We start from the raw sequence: 12716 nt of genomic DNA, 5'->3' as shown, positions 1-12716 counted from the left end.
TGTCGTGCATCGGCGGAAATCACGACACCTACGTCAGGTGCGTCGGCAACGACAGGTGCCCCAGGCAAGAGTCGAACTTGCGACCTTTCGCTTAGGAGGCGGCTGCTCTATCCACTGAGCTACTGGGGCCGATCCGGGCGCTCAGTATGCCGCAGCGACCTGCCTCGACGGCGAGGTGGGGGGCAATGCTAAATTCCGCGCCATTTTGGTTGATCAGGCGCCTCACAGGGAAAATCCAGGATCGGCCCGTACGGTGGCCGAGCCGTTCCACCCCCGATCCCGAGGATGTCGATGTCTGACGCTGCGCCGACGAATGACGCCCCGTCCGACCCGACCGTCCCCAAACGCCGCGGCAAGGTCCGCAAGCGGCACACCATCGGCAAGGTGGTCCTGGCGAGCGTCCTGGTCCTCGCGATCGCCACGGGTCTCTCGGTCGTCTTCCTCTACCGTCACCTCAACGGCAACCTCAACGTCGTCGACGTGACCAAGCAGCTCACCAACCGGCCCGACAAGGTCGCGGTGAGCGGGCCGCAGGAACCGCTCAACGTCCTGGTCATGGGTTCCGACAACCGCGACTGCGACGGCTGCAACATCGACAACCTCACCGGTGGCGGCCAGCGCTCCGACACGACGATCCTCTTCCACCTCTCGGCGGACCGGCAGCGTGCCTACGGCATCAGCATCCCGCGTGACCTGATCGTCGACCGTCCCGACTGCAAGGACGAGGACGGCAAGACGATCCCCGGTGCCACCCACGTGATGTGGAACGAGGCGTTCTCGGTCGGTGGGCCGGCCTGCACCATCCAGCAGGTCGAGCAGCTCACCGGCATCCGCCTCGACCACTACGTCGTCGTCGACTTCGAGGGCTTCCGCGGGATGGTCGACGCGATCGGCGGCGTCCAGGTCTGCATCCCCGAGCCGATCGTCGACCCGGCCCACGGCATCAACATCGCGGCCGGCACCCGCAAGATCAAGGGCTACGAGGCGCTCAACTACGTGCGCGAGCGGTACGTCGTCGGCAACGGCTCGGACGTCGGCCGGATGAAGCGGCAGCAGGCGTTCATCGCCTCCATGGCCCACCAGGTCGTGTCCGCCGGCACGCTGGCCCGCCCGGACCACCTGATCCGCTTCCTCAACGCCGCCACGAAGTCGCTCACCGTCGACAACGGCCTCGGCAACGTGGTGAAGCTCGCTGAGCTCGGCAGCCAGTTCAAGGGCATCGGCCTGGACAACATCCAGTTCATCACCATCCCGCAGATCCCCGACCCCGCGGACCCCAACCGGCTGGTGTTCAAGCAGCCGCAGGCGCGCCAGGTCTGGGAGAAGATCGCGAACGACGAGCCGCTCACCAAGCGGCTCAGCGAGGACGTCATCAGCGCCGGCGACGTCCCGGGCTCGAGCTCGTCGTCCGGCTCGCCGGGCTCCAGCAGCTCGTCGGGGTCGCCGTCGAGCGGCTCGTCCTCCAACGAGGCCGACCAGCAGGCACTGAGCGACGCGGGTCTGTGCACGTGAGCAAGCCCGAGTCCGACTGGGAGCGTCGCAAGCGGCTCGCCGAGGTCTTCGGCGACACGCTGCCCGACACGACGAGCGACGAGCGCGACGAGCAGCCCGCGAAGGACTCGGGCTCGGACCAGTGGTTGCGGGAGCAGGTGCCCCCGCACCACGGGAACGTCTAGGAGATGTCGGACTCGCCGGAGGTCGGACGGCCCTGCTGGGTGGCCAGCAGGTCGCGGATCTCCTGCAGCAGCTGGACGTCGGCCGGCGTGCCCGGCGCCGGGCTCGGGAAGAACCGCTCCTTGGCCTCGGTGTACGGCATCACGATCACGAAGTAGACCACTGCGGCCATGATCACGAAGGTGATGATCGCCGTGATCCACGCGCCGAACAGCAGGCCATAGGGCGTCCAGGCGCTGAAGTCCGGCTGGCCGCCGATCTTGCCGACCAGCCCGAGGATCAGGTCGACGGTCGCGGTGACCACGGCGGCGAAGGCGCCGGCCATGATGAACGCGACGGCGAGCTCGACGAGGTTGCCGCGAAGGATGAAGTTCTTGAATCCACTCATGCGACGACGTTAGTCGGCGAACGCGACCGTGACGAAGGTCCGCACCGAGGCGTCGGCGATCCGAGCGACCTCGCTCGGGTCGGCGCCGACCACCACCAGTCGCCCGGTCAGACCGGTCGCCGAGGCCTCCGCCGGCCCGTCCGGGACCGCGAGCACGGGTACGTCGTGCGCGACCACGCTCGCGCCCCCGCCCTGCGGATCGGCGGAGACCAGGTCGATCCGGTCGCCGACGCTGAGCAGGTCCACCATGCCGGGGTCGGGGAGCCGGACCGGGACCGCCGTCAGGCCGGGGTAGCCGTCGGTGAGCGCGGGGCCGACCAGTCGTACGTCGGTCACGGGCTCGCCGGCACGCACCGGCGAGGCGAGCGTGTGACCGACGGCGTCCACCCGGACGCCCGCCGGGACCGAGTCCGGGGCGAAGCCCACGGTCCGCAGGTCGCCCGGTCCGAGGACCGTGCCGGACGGCAGGTCGCGGGCGGCGACGGCCACGTCGACCCGGGTCGGCGGCGACGCGGTGGCCGCCTGGAGGCCGGTCGCCACCGCGACGGCGGTCAGCAGCGCGGCGAGCAGCCGTCGCCGGGCGAGGACCGCACGGCGTACGGGACGGAAGAACGAGACGAGGCGGCGCATGGCCGCGACGCTAGGAGAATCGGAGCGACCGCGTGCGGCCTCTCCACAGGGTCAGTCCGAGGAGGTGGTCGAGGAGCTGGCGGCGGGCGCCGGCTTCGACTCGCTCTTCGTGGTCGAGCTGTCGGACTTGGTCTCCGTCTTGGTCTCGGTCTTCGTCGACCCGGCCTCGGACGCCGTGGTCGAGGAGCGGCTGTCGGTGCGGTAGAAACCCGAGCCCTTGAAGACGACGCCGACCGCGTTGAAGACCTTGCGCAGCTTGCCCTGGCACTCCGGGCACACCGTGAGGGCGTCGTCGGAGAAGCTCTGGACCTGCTCGAAGCCATGGCCGCACTCGGTGCAGGCGTACTGATAGGTGGGCACGGTTCTCCTTACAGGTCGACAGTCAGGCGCTGGCACTCAGCCGTGACGAGTGCCAATCCTACGTCACGGCACAATGAGGCACACCATGAGCGCCGCCACTCCCAGCACGACCCGCACGAGCTGGTGGCGCAGGTTCCTGGCCTGGCCGCGGCTGGTCCGGATCTCGGCGTACGTCGCGGTCGCGCTCGTCCTCCTCCTGATCGCCTGCCTGGTCACGGCCGTGGTGCTGGTGCGTCGGCCGTTCCCGCAGACGACCGGCACCATCGACGTCCCCGGGCTGGTCGGCACGGTCGAGGTGGTCCGCGACGCCCACGGGATCCCGCAGCTCTACGGCGACTCGATGGACGACCTGATGCGCGCCCAGGGCTACGTGCACGCCCAGGACCGGTTCTTCGAGATGGACGTGCGTCGGCACGCCACCGCCGGACGGCTCGCCGAGATGTTCGGCGAGGACGCCCTGGAGAGCGACGAGTACGTCCGCACGATGGGGTGGCGGCGCGTCGCCGAACGAGAGCTCGCGCTGGTGTCGCCGGAGACGCGCTCCGCGCTCCAGGCGTACGCCGACGGGGTCAACGCCTACCTCGACACCCACTCACCGAGCCAGATCGCGGTGGAGTACACCGTCATGAACGCGGGCGGCCACGACTACCACCCCGAGAAATGGACTCCCGCCGACTCGACCTCGTGGCTGCTCGCGATGGCGTGGGACCTGCGCGGCAACATGACCGAGGAGATCCAGCGGGCGCTGGCGCTGACCGACCACACGCCCGCCGAGGTCGCCGAGCTGTGGCCGTCCTACCCCTACGCCACCCACGCGCCGATCGTCGGACAGGGTGCGGTGGTCGACGGCGTCTTCGAGCAGGACGCGACCGGCCCGGGGACCCGCAACCCCCAGCGTCCGGCGTACACCGCCGACCAGCGCGGGGTGCTCTCGCGGCTGCGCGACGGCATCGAGGCGATGCCGGCGCTGCTGGGCAAGGGGGACGGCATCGGCAGCAACAGCTGGGTCGTCGACGGCTCGCACACCACGACCGGTGCGCCGATCCTGGCGAACGACCCCCACCTCGGGGTGAGCCTGCCGGGTGTGTGGATGCAGATGGGTCTGCACTGCCGCACGATCTCCGACACGTGCCCGCTGGACGTCGCGGGCTTCACGTTCTCGGGCGTCCCGGGCGTGGTCATCGGCCACAACGCCGACATCGCATGGGGCTTCACCAACCTCGGTCCCGACGTCAGCGACCTCTACCTCGAGCGCGTCGACGGGGACCGGTGGCGCTACGACGGGCGCTGGCTGCCGGTCCGCACCCGCACCGAGAAGATCAAGGTCCACGGCGGGGACGACGTCACCCTCTCCGTCCGGTCGACCAAGCACGGGCCGCTGCTCTCCGACGTGTCCGACGACCTGCGCGAGGTGGGCGGGAAGTACGCCGTCGCGCTGCAGTGGACCGCGCTGAAGCCGAGCCGGACCGCCGACGCGATCCTGGCCCTCGACACCGCGACCGACTGGGACTCCTTCCGGGCCGCGGCATCGTCCTTCGAGGTGCCGGCCCAGAACCTCGTCTACGCCGACCGGGCCGGCCACATCGGCTACCAGGCACCCGGCCGGATCCCGATCCGCAAGTCCGGCAACGACGGCCTGCTGCCGGTCGACGGCTGGAAGCCCGAGAACGACTGGACCGGCGACTACGTCCCCTTCGACGGGTTGCCGAGCGTGCTCGACCCCGAGGACGGCTTCGTGGTCACGGCCAACCAGGCCGTGACCGGGACGGACTACCCCTACTACCTGACCGACGACTGGGACCAGGGCTACCGCTCGCAGCGCATCCGCGACCTCATCGAGGACCGGATCGACATGGGCGGCAAGCTCTCCGTCGGCGACATGTCCGAGCTGCAGCTCGACGACGTGAACCCGATGGCGCCGGTGCTCACGCCGTACCTCCTCGACATCGACCTGCCGCGCGGCTACTTCCAGTCCGGCCAGCGGCTGCTGCGGACCTGGAACTTCCACCAGGGCGCCGACAGCGGCGCGGCGGCGTACTACAACGTCGTCTGGCGCAACCTGCTCGCGCTGACCTTCCACGACGACCTGCCGGAGTCGGCCTGGCCGGACGGCGGAGACCGCTGGTACGCCGTCGTCACGCAGCTGCTCGAGCGACCGGACGACCCGTGGTGGGACGACTCCACCACCGACGACCAGGTCGAGACCCGCGACGACATCCTGCGCGCCGCGATGCGCGACGCCCGCGACGAGCTGACCAGCCGGCAGGCGCTCGACCCGGCGGAGTGGTCGTGGGGTCACCTGCACCGGCTCGACCTGCACAGCCCCACGCTCGGCGAGTCCGGCATCGGCCCGGTCGAGTGGCTGGTCAACCGCGACGGCTGGCAGGTCGGTGGCGGTGCCTCGACCGTCGACGCCACGTCGTGGGACGCGACCGAGGGGTACGGCGTGACCAGCGCCCCGTCGATGCGGATGGTCGTGTCGCTCGCCGACTTCGACGACTCGCGCTGGATCAACCTGACCGGCGTCTCCGGCCACCCCTTCGACAGCCACTACACCGACCAGACCGACCTGTGGGTCGACGGCAAGACGCTGCCGTGGGTCTTCAGCCCCGACGCCGTCTCCGACGCGGGCGAGGACGTGCTGACCCTCGAGCCGGCGCCCGAATCCGGCGGTTGAGGAAGGCGCTCTGCGCCTGTCTCGAAACCCCCGGAGCCAAGGCGCCGACGTCGGCTTTCCGGGGTTTCGAGACGGTTGCAGCGCAACCTCCTCAACCTCCGAGCGCGATGACCCCGGACGGGGTGGCTGCGTGGGTGACCGGGCGGTCGTGGGGCTCGACGGGGACCTCGAGGCCGACCTCGTCGTCGTACAGCAGCACGCAGGTGAAGGTGCCGACCGGGACCCGGCCGAGGGCGCGGTCGTAGGAGCCGCCGCCGCGGCCCAGGCGCATCCCGTCGCGGGCGACGGCCAGACCGGGCACCAGCACGACGTCGGCCGTCGCGACGGCGTCGACACCGAGCGGCTCGCCGGTGGGCTCGAGCAGCCCGCGGCGCGCCGGCACCAGCTCGCCGGGACCGGCGTACGCCGCCCAGTCGAGGTCGCCGTCCGGGAGCAGCAGGGGGAGGATCACCCGCTTGCCGGCGGCGCTCAGGGCGTCGAGGAGCGGGCCGGTGCCGGGCTCGCCGTTCATCGAGACGTACGCCGCGACGGTGGCCGCCCGGCGTACCTCCGTCACCGCCAGCAGGTGCTCGGCGAGCTCGCGCGCCGCGGCGCCCACCTCGGAGATCGGTCGCCGGTTGCGGGTCGTCAGCAGCCGGTCGCGCAGTGCCAGTTTGCTGGGTGATTGCGATGCGGCCACGCGGGAAGCCTACGATCGTGAACATGGGAAGTGCAGGCCTGAAGAAGGCACGCGACAAGATGGCCGCCGCCGGGGTGGACGAGGTCGCGATCGAGACCTTCGCCCACTACTTCCGGCTCCTCGAGCACGGCGAGACCGGGATGATCCCGGAGGCGTCGATCGAGCCGGTCGAGATGGAGTCGCTCGCGACCGTCGACGTCTCCGACGAGGACTGCGCCGAGGCGATCCGCAAGACCGCGGTGATCAAGCTCAACGGCGGGCTCGGCACCTCGATGGGCATGGACCGCGCCAAGTCGCTGCTCTGCGTGCGCCGGGGGCTCTCCTTCCTCGACATCATCGCCCGCCAGGTCCTGCACCTGCGCAAGCAGTACGACGCGACGCTGCCGATGATCTTCATGAACAGCTTCCGCACCTCCGCCGACACGATGGCGGCGCTGGCGCGCTACGACGACCTCGCCGTCGACGGGCTGCCGCTGGAGTTCCTGCAGAACAAGGAGCCCAAGCTGCTCGAGAAGGACCTCTCGCCGGCGAGCTTCCCGAAGGACCCCGACCTCGAGTGGTGCCCGCCCGGCCACGGTGACCTCTACACGGCCCTGCGCGGTACCGGCCTGCTGGACCGGCTGATCGAGGCCGGCTACGAGCGGGTCTTCGTCTCCAACTCCGACAACCTCGGTGCCGTCCCCGACGCCCGCGTCGCGGGCTGGTTCGCCACCACCGGGGCATCGTTCGCGATCGAGGCGGTCCGGCGTACGCCGTCGGACCGCAAGGGCGGCCACTTCGCACGCCGCAAGTCCGACGGCCGGATCGTGCTCCGCGAGAGCGCGCAGACGCTGCCCGAGGACCAGGCCGCGCTGGCCGACCTCGACCGCCACAAGTTCTGCTCGACCAACAACCTGTGGTTCGACCTGACTGCCATGAAGGACGCGCTCGACGTACGCGAGGGCATCCTGGGGCTGCCGCTGATCCGCAACGTCAAGACGCTCGACCCCGGCGACCCGTCGACGCCGAAGGTGATCCAGATCGAGACGGCGATGGGCGCGGCCGTCGAGGTGTTCGAGGGATCCCGACTGATCGAGGTCGGGCGCGACCGGTTCGTGCCGGTGAAGACCACCAACGACCTGCTGGTGCTGCGCTCGGACGTCTACGACATCGGCAAGGATTTCGTGCTCGACCAGGTCGCCGTCGACGTGCCGTTCGTCGACCTCGACGGCGACTACTACAAGCTGGTCGGTGACTTCGACAAGCGCTTCCCCGACGGTGCTCCGTCGATGCGCAAGGCCAGCTCGCTCCGGATCGAGGGCGACTGGACCTTCGGCCACGGCGTGCAGGTGGTCGGCGACGTCGCGCTCGAGTCCGGCTCGGCGCAGCGGGTCGCCGCCGACACCGTCCTCTCCACTGATGGCTGATCCCGGCACCAGCGACGTCATCTCGGTCGACGACCACCTGGCGCGCATCCTCGCGGACATCGAGCCGCTCGCCGACTACCCGCAGCCGCTGATGGAGACCCTCGGTCTCGCCGCGGCCGAGGACGTCGTGGCGACGATCGACCTGCCGTCCTTCGACAACTCGGCGATGGACGGCTACGCCGTCCGCCACGAGGACGTGCTGTCCGCGAGCGACGGGACTCCGGTGCACCTGCCGGTGGTCGGCGAGATCGGTGCGGGTCAGGCGCAGCTGCTCGCACTGTCGCCCGGCACCTCCGCCAAGATCATGACCGGCGCCCCGGTGCCCGCCGGCGCGGACACCGTCGTGCCCTACGAGTGGACCGACCGTGGCGTCGCCCGCGTCCGGATCGACCGGGCTCCCACCTTCGCCCAGCACGTCCGCCCGGCCGGTCAGGACGTGCAGGTCGGCGACATGCTCGTCGCGCACGGGACCGTGCTCGGGCCGCGCCACCTCGGGCTGCTCGCTGCCGTGGGTCGGGCGTCCGTGCGTTCCCGTCCGCGACCGCGCGTCGTGGTGATCTCGACCGGCTCCGAGCTCCGCGAGCCGGGCACCCCGCTCGGCCACGACTCCATCTACGATGGCAACTCCTTCCTCCTGGCCGCTGCTGCGCGCCGCGCCGGGGCGGTCGCCTACCGGGTCGGCATCGTCCCCGACGAGCCGCGGCAGTTCCTCGACGCCCTGGAGGACCAGCTCGTCCGCGCCGACCTCGTGGTCACCAGCGGCGGCGTCTCCCAGGGCGACTTCGACGTGGTCAAGGAGGCGCTGCGGCCCCTCGGCACCGTGTGGTTCGGCGGCGTCGCCATGCAGCCCGGCAAGCCGCAGGGCTTCGGCCGCGTCGGCGAGGACGGCACCCCGATCTTCACGCTGCCGGGCAACCCGGTCTCGTCGTACGTCTCCTTCGAGCAGTTCGTGCTCCCCGCCATCCGCAAGATGATGGGCAAGGCGCCGTACTCCCGGCCCGCGGCCCGCGCCCGGCTCACCCACCCGATCAGCTCGCCCGCGGGTCGTCGACAGTTCGTGCGAGGGGAGTACGCCGTCGACGCGGTCGGCCCGGTCGTGACGCCGGTCGGTGGACACGGTTCCCACCTGATCGGCGATCTGGCATCGTCCAACGCGCTGGTCGTGGTCCCCGAGGACGTCACCTCGGTCGCGGCCGGCGAGCAGGTGACGGTGCTGAGGCTCGACGAGGAGTTCTGATGGGGGAGTCGCCGCGGCTCACGCACGTCGACGAGTCGGGTGCAGCCCGGATGGTCGACGTGTCGGGCAAGGACGTGACGGCGCGGGTCGCCACGGCGTCCGGCCGCGTGCTCGTCTCTGCCGAGGTCGTCGCGCTGCTGCGCGGCGAGGGAGTGCCCAAGGGTGACGCTCTCGCGGTGGCCCGGATCGCCGGGATCATGGGCGCCAAGCAGACGCCGTCGCTGATCCCGCTCTGCCACCCGCTCGCGATCTCCGGCGTCACCGTCGACCTCGCCGTCACCGACGACGCCGTCGAGATCAGCGCGACCGTGCGCACGACGGACCGCACCGGGGTCGAGATGGAGGCGCTGACCGCTGTCTCGGTCGCCGCGCTGACGGTCGTCGACATGGTCAAGGCGGTCGACAAGGGCGCCGTGATCAGCGACGTCCGGGTCGAGGCCAAGTCCGGGGGCAAGTCCGGCGACTGGGCCCGCGGATGATGCGCGCCGAGGTGGTCGTCGCCTCCAACCGCGCCGCGGCCGGCGTCTACGAGGACGCCACCGGCCCGGTCATCGTCACCTTCCTGCAGGAGCTCGGTTTCACCGTCGACGCGCCGGTCGTTGTGCCTGACGGCGACCCCGTCGGCGCCGCGATCGCCGCCGCGGCCGCGGGCGGCGCGCGGGTCGTGCTCACCACCGGCGGCACCGGCCTCACCCCCACCGACCGCACTCCCGAGGTCACCCGAGCGCTGCTCGACCGCGAGGTGCCCGGCATCGCCGAGGCGATCCGGGCGTACGGCGTGGCGCAGGGTGTGCCGTCCGCGGTCCTGTCGCGCGGCCTGGCCGGGGTGATCGGCAGCTGCCTCGTGGTCAACCTGCCCGGCTCGCGCGGGGGAGTGAAGGACGCGCTGGCCGTGCTGCGGCCGGTCCTGGTCCACGCCGTCGAGCAGATCGTGGGGAGCGACCATTGAGCGGGTGGCCGGTCCGGCTGCGATCGGGGGACATCCTGGTCCGCCCGATCACCTACTCCGACGCCCGTGCCTGGCGGGAGACCCGGCGCCGCAACGCCGCGTGGCTGGGACCGTGGGACGCGACGGTGCCGCCCGGCTCCGACGCCCGGCCCTCGACGTTCCGGTCCCTGGTGTGGCGCCTGCACGGCCAGGCGCGCGCGGGGACGACGTACCCCTTCGTGGTCGAGGTGGGCGGCCGCTTCGCCGGCCAGATCACCGTCAACAACATCGTGCGCGGGTCGGCGCAGTTCGCCTCCGTCGGCTACTGGCTGGACCGTGAGCAGGCCGGTCGTGGCGTGATGCCGACCGCGGTCGCCATGGTGATCGACCACTGCTTCACCCAGGCCGGGCTGCACCGCATCGAGATCGCCATCCGGCCCGAGAACTCCAACTCCCTCCGCGTGGTCGAGAAGCTCGGCCTGCGCGAGGTCGGCTACGCGCCGCGGTTCCTGCACATCGACGGCGCCTGGCGCGACCACCGGATCTACGCGGTCACGGTCGAGGAGTGCCCGGAGGGTCTCCAGGCACGGCTGCTGCACCCTCCTGAGCACCACGAGTCACACGAGTGATTTTGCGACACACCTGTGGACATCCGAGGTGGGGTGCGATATCGCTCATAACCTCTGACACGTGGACCCGAGCGCACTGATCTTCGTCGCCCTAGCCGTGGCGTGGGCTGCCTACCTGGTGCCTCTGGCGCTCAAGCGCCACGACGAGGCGTCCAACAGCCGCTCCGTCGACCGGTTCTCGCACACGATGCGCGTGCTCGCCCGTCGCGAGCCGGTCAACCGTCGCAGCGCCCGCCTGGTCGTCACGCCGGGCCGACCGGCCGCCGAGGCCACCGTCGTCACCAAGCCGACGTCCCAGCCCGAGCAGCCGGTCCAGCAGCCGGTCCGGCAGCGCGAGATGTCGCCGGCCGCGCGCCGCGCCGCCAGCAAGCGGGCGACCAAGCGCCGCCGCAACGTGCTCGCCATGATCCTGGTCGTCAACCTCGTCGTCGTCGGTGTCGCCGCCTTCGGCGTCGTCGACTGGTGGTACGTCGCGGCCCCGGTCGGCCTGCTGGCCGCCTGGCTGGTCGCCTGCCGGGTGATGGTCAAGGGCGAGCGCCGCTCGATCGCCACGCCCACCGTCCGGATGCCGATGGAGAAGCCCGGCGAGGACGAGGTCGAGGCGCCCGAGGACCGGGTCGTCGAGGACGACGTCGAGGCTGCTGCCGACGAGATGGCTGATCCGATGGCCGACACCTCGACCGGGATGGCTCCGGTCAACCCGGAGCTCTGGGACCCGGTGCCGGTCACCCTCCCGACGTACGTCTCCAAGCCGCCCGCTGCTCGGCGGACCGTCCGCACGATCTCCATCGACGACAGCGGCGTCTGGTCGTCGGGTCGCACCGACGCCGACGCCCAGATCGCGCGCGAGGCCGACGCGGCCGACAAGGCGGCCCGCAAGGCCCGCAACGACGACGACCGCGCCGTCGGCTCGTAACACCGCGTAACACGCGGGCTCTAGCCTGGGCCCATGGCCGTCGAGCTCGCCTACGCCCGCACCTATCCCGTGGGCGTCGCCCGCGCCTTCGACACGATCCTCCCGACGCCCCTGCCGGCGCTGTTCTCGAGGCGGTACGCCGCGCTCCCGGCGATCCGCGAGGTCCGCGACCAGGCCGGTGAGTGGGGCACCGTCGGCCAGACCCGGACCATCGTGCTCGCCGACCGCGGCACCATGCGCGAGACGCTGGTCAGCCTGGACCGCCCGGACTCCTTCGGCTACGAGATCGGCGAGATCCGCGGCGCCATGAAGCCGCTCGTCTCCCGCGTCGACGGACTGTGGACCTTCGAGAAGGCCGGCACCGGGGTCCGGATCACCTGGTCGTGGAGCGTCCACCCGTCGTCGTCGGCGACCGGTCTGCTGATGCCGGTGTTCGGCCGGATGTGGCAGGGCTACGCCCGCCAGGCGTTCGAGCAGATCGAGCAGCTCCTGGTCACCTGAGCCACTGCTGGAGTCGATTCGGCGGGCGCCTGGGGCTGGTGCTAACGTTTCCCACCGCGTCCCCCGGGACGCAAGCTGGGGCTGTGGCGCAGTTGGTAGCGCGTCTCGTTCGCAATGAGAAGGTCAGGGGTTCGAATCCCCTCAGCTCCACCAAACCCGCTGGTCAGAGGCACTGCCCGGATCCTGAAACAGGAGACGAGCATGGCCCCTCACCATTTAGTCAGCAGAAAGTCCATCGAGTACCCAGGTCGCTCGGCCGTTCTGGACGGGTCTCGGTCCGCCACGGAGCGGCTCGCACACCTGGTCTGCATGACCACCACAACAACCACCGAGACGACGCTTGGCCCCGTCCTCACCCTGTCCCAGCTCGCCGCTCAGCTCGGCGTCACTGTGCAGACCCTGTACGACCTGCGCAGCCAGGGCCGCGGCCCGCGCGGGTTCCGCGTCGGCCGTGAACTGCGATTCCGGGTCAGCGAGGTCGATGCCTGGCTCGCGCAACTGGAAGCCGACGACGCCGAGCGCCACCCTCGCCAGGCCGGCTGATGCGTACCGGCAGACCGCGTACGCCCATCGGGACCCACGGGGCGGTCAACACACGCCGGGAGCGCGGCCGAGTGGTGGCCGAGACCCGCGTCCGTGACCTCGATGGTCGACTTCGCCAGGTCAGGGCCTCCGGACCCACCGCGGCGGC

At 71.0% G+C, this 12716-nt stretch carries 15 protein-coding genes and 2 tRNA genes; 12 read left to right on the top strand and 5 right to left on the bottom strand.

The features are described 5' to 3' along the window. Nucleotides 1-56: 56 nt before the first annotated feature. Nucleotides 57-129 (bottom strand) — tRNA-Arg (locus ABLE68_RS04605). Nucleotides 130-291: 162 nt separating this feature from the next. Here ABLE68_RS04605 and ABLE68_RS04600 point away from each other — a divergent pair. Both ABLE68_RS04600 and ABLE68_RS04595 read left to right on the top strand, forming a co-directional pair. Then, nucleotides 292-1512, top strand: a complete 1221-nt coding sequence (locus ABLE68_RS04600) for an LCP family protein (RefSeq protein ID WP_348870085.1) — start codon at nt 292-294, stop codon at nt 1510-1512. Then, complete coding sequence (locus ABLE68_RS04595) at nt 1509-1676, top strand: hypothetical protein (protein ID WP_348870083.1); 168 nt, start codon at nt 1509-1511, stop codon at nt 1674-1676. The genes ABLE68_RS04600 and ABLE68_RS04595 overlap by 4 nt, the downstream gene beginning before the upstream one ends. On the opposite strand, the gene ABLE68_RS04590 is transcribed toward ABLE68_RS04595, so the two are convergent. From ABLE68_RS04590 to ABLE68_RS04580, 3 genes are read right to left on the bottom strand one after another with little or no spacing between them, the layout of a single operon-like run. Then, nucleotides 1673-2062 carry an MscL family protein gene (locus ABLE68_RS04590; RefSeq protein ID WP_348870082.1) on the bottom strand — a complete coding sequence of 130 codons (390 nt, stop codon included), beginning with the start codon at nt 2060-2062 and terminating at the stop codon, nt 1673-1675. The two genes, ABLE68_RS04595 and ABLE68_RS04590, sit on opposite strands and share 4 nt — an antisense overlap. 9 nt (nt 2063-2071) lie before the next feature. Then, complete coding sequence (locus ABLE68_RS04585; RefSeq protein ID WP_348870081.1) at nt 2072-2692, bottom strand: SAF domain-containing protein; 621 nt, start codon at nt 2690-2692, stop codon at nt 2072-2074. 51 nt (nt 2693-2743) lie between these two features. Then, on the bottom strand, nt 2744-3052 hold the full coding sequence (locus tag ABLE68_RS04580) for an FmdB family zinc ribbon protein (RefSeq protein WP_348870079.1): 309 nt from the start codon (nt 3050-3052) through the stop codon (nt 2744-2746). Nucleotides 3053-3137: 85 nt separating this feature from the next. Here ABLE68_RS04580 and ABLE68_RS04575 point away from each other — a divergent pair, with 85 nt between their 5' ends. Next, the gene (locus ABLE68_RS04575) at nt 3138-5729 is read left to right on the top strand and encodes a penicillin acylase family protein (protein WP_348870078.1); all 2592 of its coding nucleotides are present in this window, start codon (nt 3138-3140) and stop codon (nt 5727-5729) included. A 91-nt stretch (nt 5730-5820) separates the two neighbouring features. Here the strand turns inward: ABLE68_RS04575 and ABLE68_RS04570 are convergent, their stop codons facing one another. After that, on the bottom strand, nt 5821-6408 hold the full coding sequence (locus tag ABLE68_RS04570) for a 5-formyltetrahydrofolate cyclo-ligase (RefSeq protein ID WP_348870077.1): 588 nt from the start codon (nt 6406-6408) through the stop codon (nt 5821-5823). 23 nt (nt 6409-6431) lie between these two features. Here ABLE68_RS04570 and ABLE68_RS04565 point away from each other — a divergent pair, with 23 nt between their 5' ends. The 9 genes from ABLE68_RS04565 (at nt 6432) to ABLE68_RS04525 (ending at nt 12568) form a co-directional block, all read left to right on the top strand. Continuing rightward, nucleotides 6432-7814, top strand: coding sequence for a UTP--glucose-1-phosphate uridylyltransferase (locus tag ABLE68_RS04565; protein ID WP_348870075.1), 1383 nt, complete (start codon nt 6432-6434; stop codon nt 7812-7814). Then, a complete protein-coding gene (gene glp, locus ABLE68_RS04560; protein ID WP_348870074.1) occupies nt 7807-9051 on the top strand; it encodes a molybdotransferase-like divisome protein Glp in 1245 nt (414 codons plus the stop codon). The genes ABLE68_RS04565 and glp overlap by 8 nt, the downstream gene beginning before the upstream one ends. Further along, a complete protein-coding gene (gene moaC, locus ABLE68_RS04555; protein WP_348870073.1) occupies nt 9051-9530 on the top strand; it encodes a cyclic pyranopterin monophosphate synthase MoaC in 480 nt (159 codons plus the stop codon). Before glp ends, moaC begins: the two co-directional genes overlap by 1 nt. After that, nucleotides 9530-10000, top strand: coding sequence for a MogA/MoaB family molybdenum cofactor biosynthesis protein (locus ABLE68_RS04550; protein WP_348873228.1), 471 nt, complete (start codon nt 9530-9532; stop codon nt 9998-10000). The genes moaC and ABLE68_RS04550 overlap by 1 nt, the downstream gene beginning before the upstream one ends. Next, the gene (locus ABLE68_RS04545; protein ID WP_348870071.1) at nt 9997-10608 is read left to right on the top strand and encodes a GNAT family N-acetyltransferase; all 612 of its coding nucleotides are present in this window, start codon (nt 9997-9999) and stop codon (nt 10606-10608) included. Before ABLE68_RS04550 ends, ABLE68_RS04545 begins: the two co-directional genes overlap by 4 nt. Before the next feature lie 61 nt (nt 10609-10669). Continuing rightward, nucleotides 10670-11524: a divisome protein SepX/GlpR gene (gene sepX / locus ABLE68_RS04540; RefSeq protein WP_348870070.1), complete on the top strand. Its 855-nt coding sequence runs from the start codon at nt 10670-10672 to the stop codon at nt 11522-11524. A 33-nt stretch (nt 11525-11557) separates the two neighbouring features. Continuing rightward, complete coding sequence (locus ABLE68_RS04535) at nt 11558-12025, top strand: SRPBCC family protein (RefSeq protein ID WP_348870068.1); 468 nt, start codon at nt 11558-11560, stop codon at nt 12023-12025. A 77-nt stretch (nt 12026-12102) separates the two neighbouring features. Continuing rightward, nucleotides 12103-12178 (top strand) — tRNA-Ala (locus ABLE68_RS04530). Between the two features lie 156 nt (nt 12179-12334). Continuing rightward, nucleotides 12335-12568 (top strand): helix-turn-helix transcriptional regulator, encoded by a 234-nt coding sequence (locus tag ABLE68_RS04525; RefSeq protein WP_348870067.1) that lies wholly within the window; start codon nt 12335-12337, stop codon nt 12566-12568. Nucleotides 12569-12716 lie beyond the last annotated feature (148 nt).

It is taken from the genome of Nocardioides pollutisoli (assembly GCF_040045055.1).
Classification (GTDB): Bacteria; Actinomycetota; Actinomycetes; order Propionibacteriales; family Nocardioidaceae; genus Nocardioides; species Nocardioides tweenelious.
This window is presented reverse-complemented; position numbering and strand designations above follow the sequence as displayed.

Bases quoted from the DNA above. Each gene is read 5' to 3' on its own strand.
- ABLE68_RS04600 (WP_348870085.1), top strand. From the start codon at position 292: ATGTCTGACGCTGCGCCGACGAATGACGCCCCGTCCGACCCGACCGTC.
- ABLE68_RS04590 (WP_348870082.1), bottom strand. From the start codon at position 2,062: ATGAGTGGATTCAAGAACTTCATCCTTCGCGGCAACCTCGTCGAGCTC.
- ABLE68_RS04585 (WP_348870081.1), bottom strand. From the start codon at position 2,692: ATGCGCCGCCTCGTCTCGTTCTTCCGTCCCGTACGCCGTGCGGTCCTC.
- ABLE68_RS04575 (WP_348870078.1), top strand. From the start codon at position 3,138: ATGAGCGCCGCCACTCCCAGCACGACCCGCACGAGCTGGTGGCGCAGG.
- ABLE68_RS04565 (WP_348870075.1), top strand. From the start codon at position 6,432: ATGGGAAGTGCAGGCCTGAAGAAGGCACGCGACAAGATGGCCGCCGCC.
- glp (WP_348870074.1), top strand. From the start codon at position 7,807: ATGGCTGATCCCGGCACCAGCGACGTCATCTCGGTCGACGACCACCTG.
- moaC (WP_348870073.1), top strand. From the start codon at position 9,051: ATGGGGGAGTCGCCGCGGCTCACGCACGTCGACGAGTCGGGTGCAGCC.
- ABLE68_RS04550 (WP_348873228.1), top strand. From the start codon at position 9,530: ATGCGCGCCGAGGTGGTCGTCGCCTCCAACCGCGCCGCGGCCGGCGTC.
- ABLE68_RS04535 (WP_348870068.1), top strand. From the start codon at position 11,558: ATGGCCGTCGAGCTCGCCTACGCCCGCACCTATCCCGTGGGCGTCGCC.
- ABLE68_RS04525 (WP_348870067.1), top strand. From the start codon at position 12,335: ATGACCACCACAACAACCACCGAGACGACGCTTGGCCCCGTCCTCACC.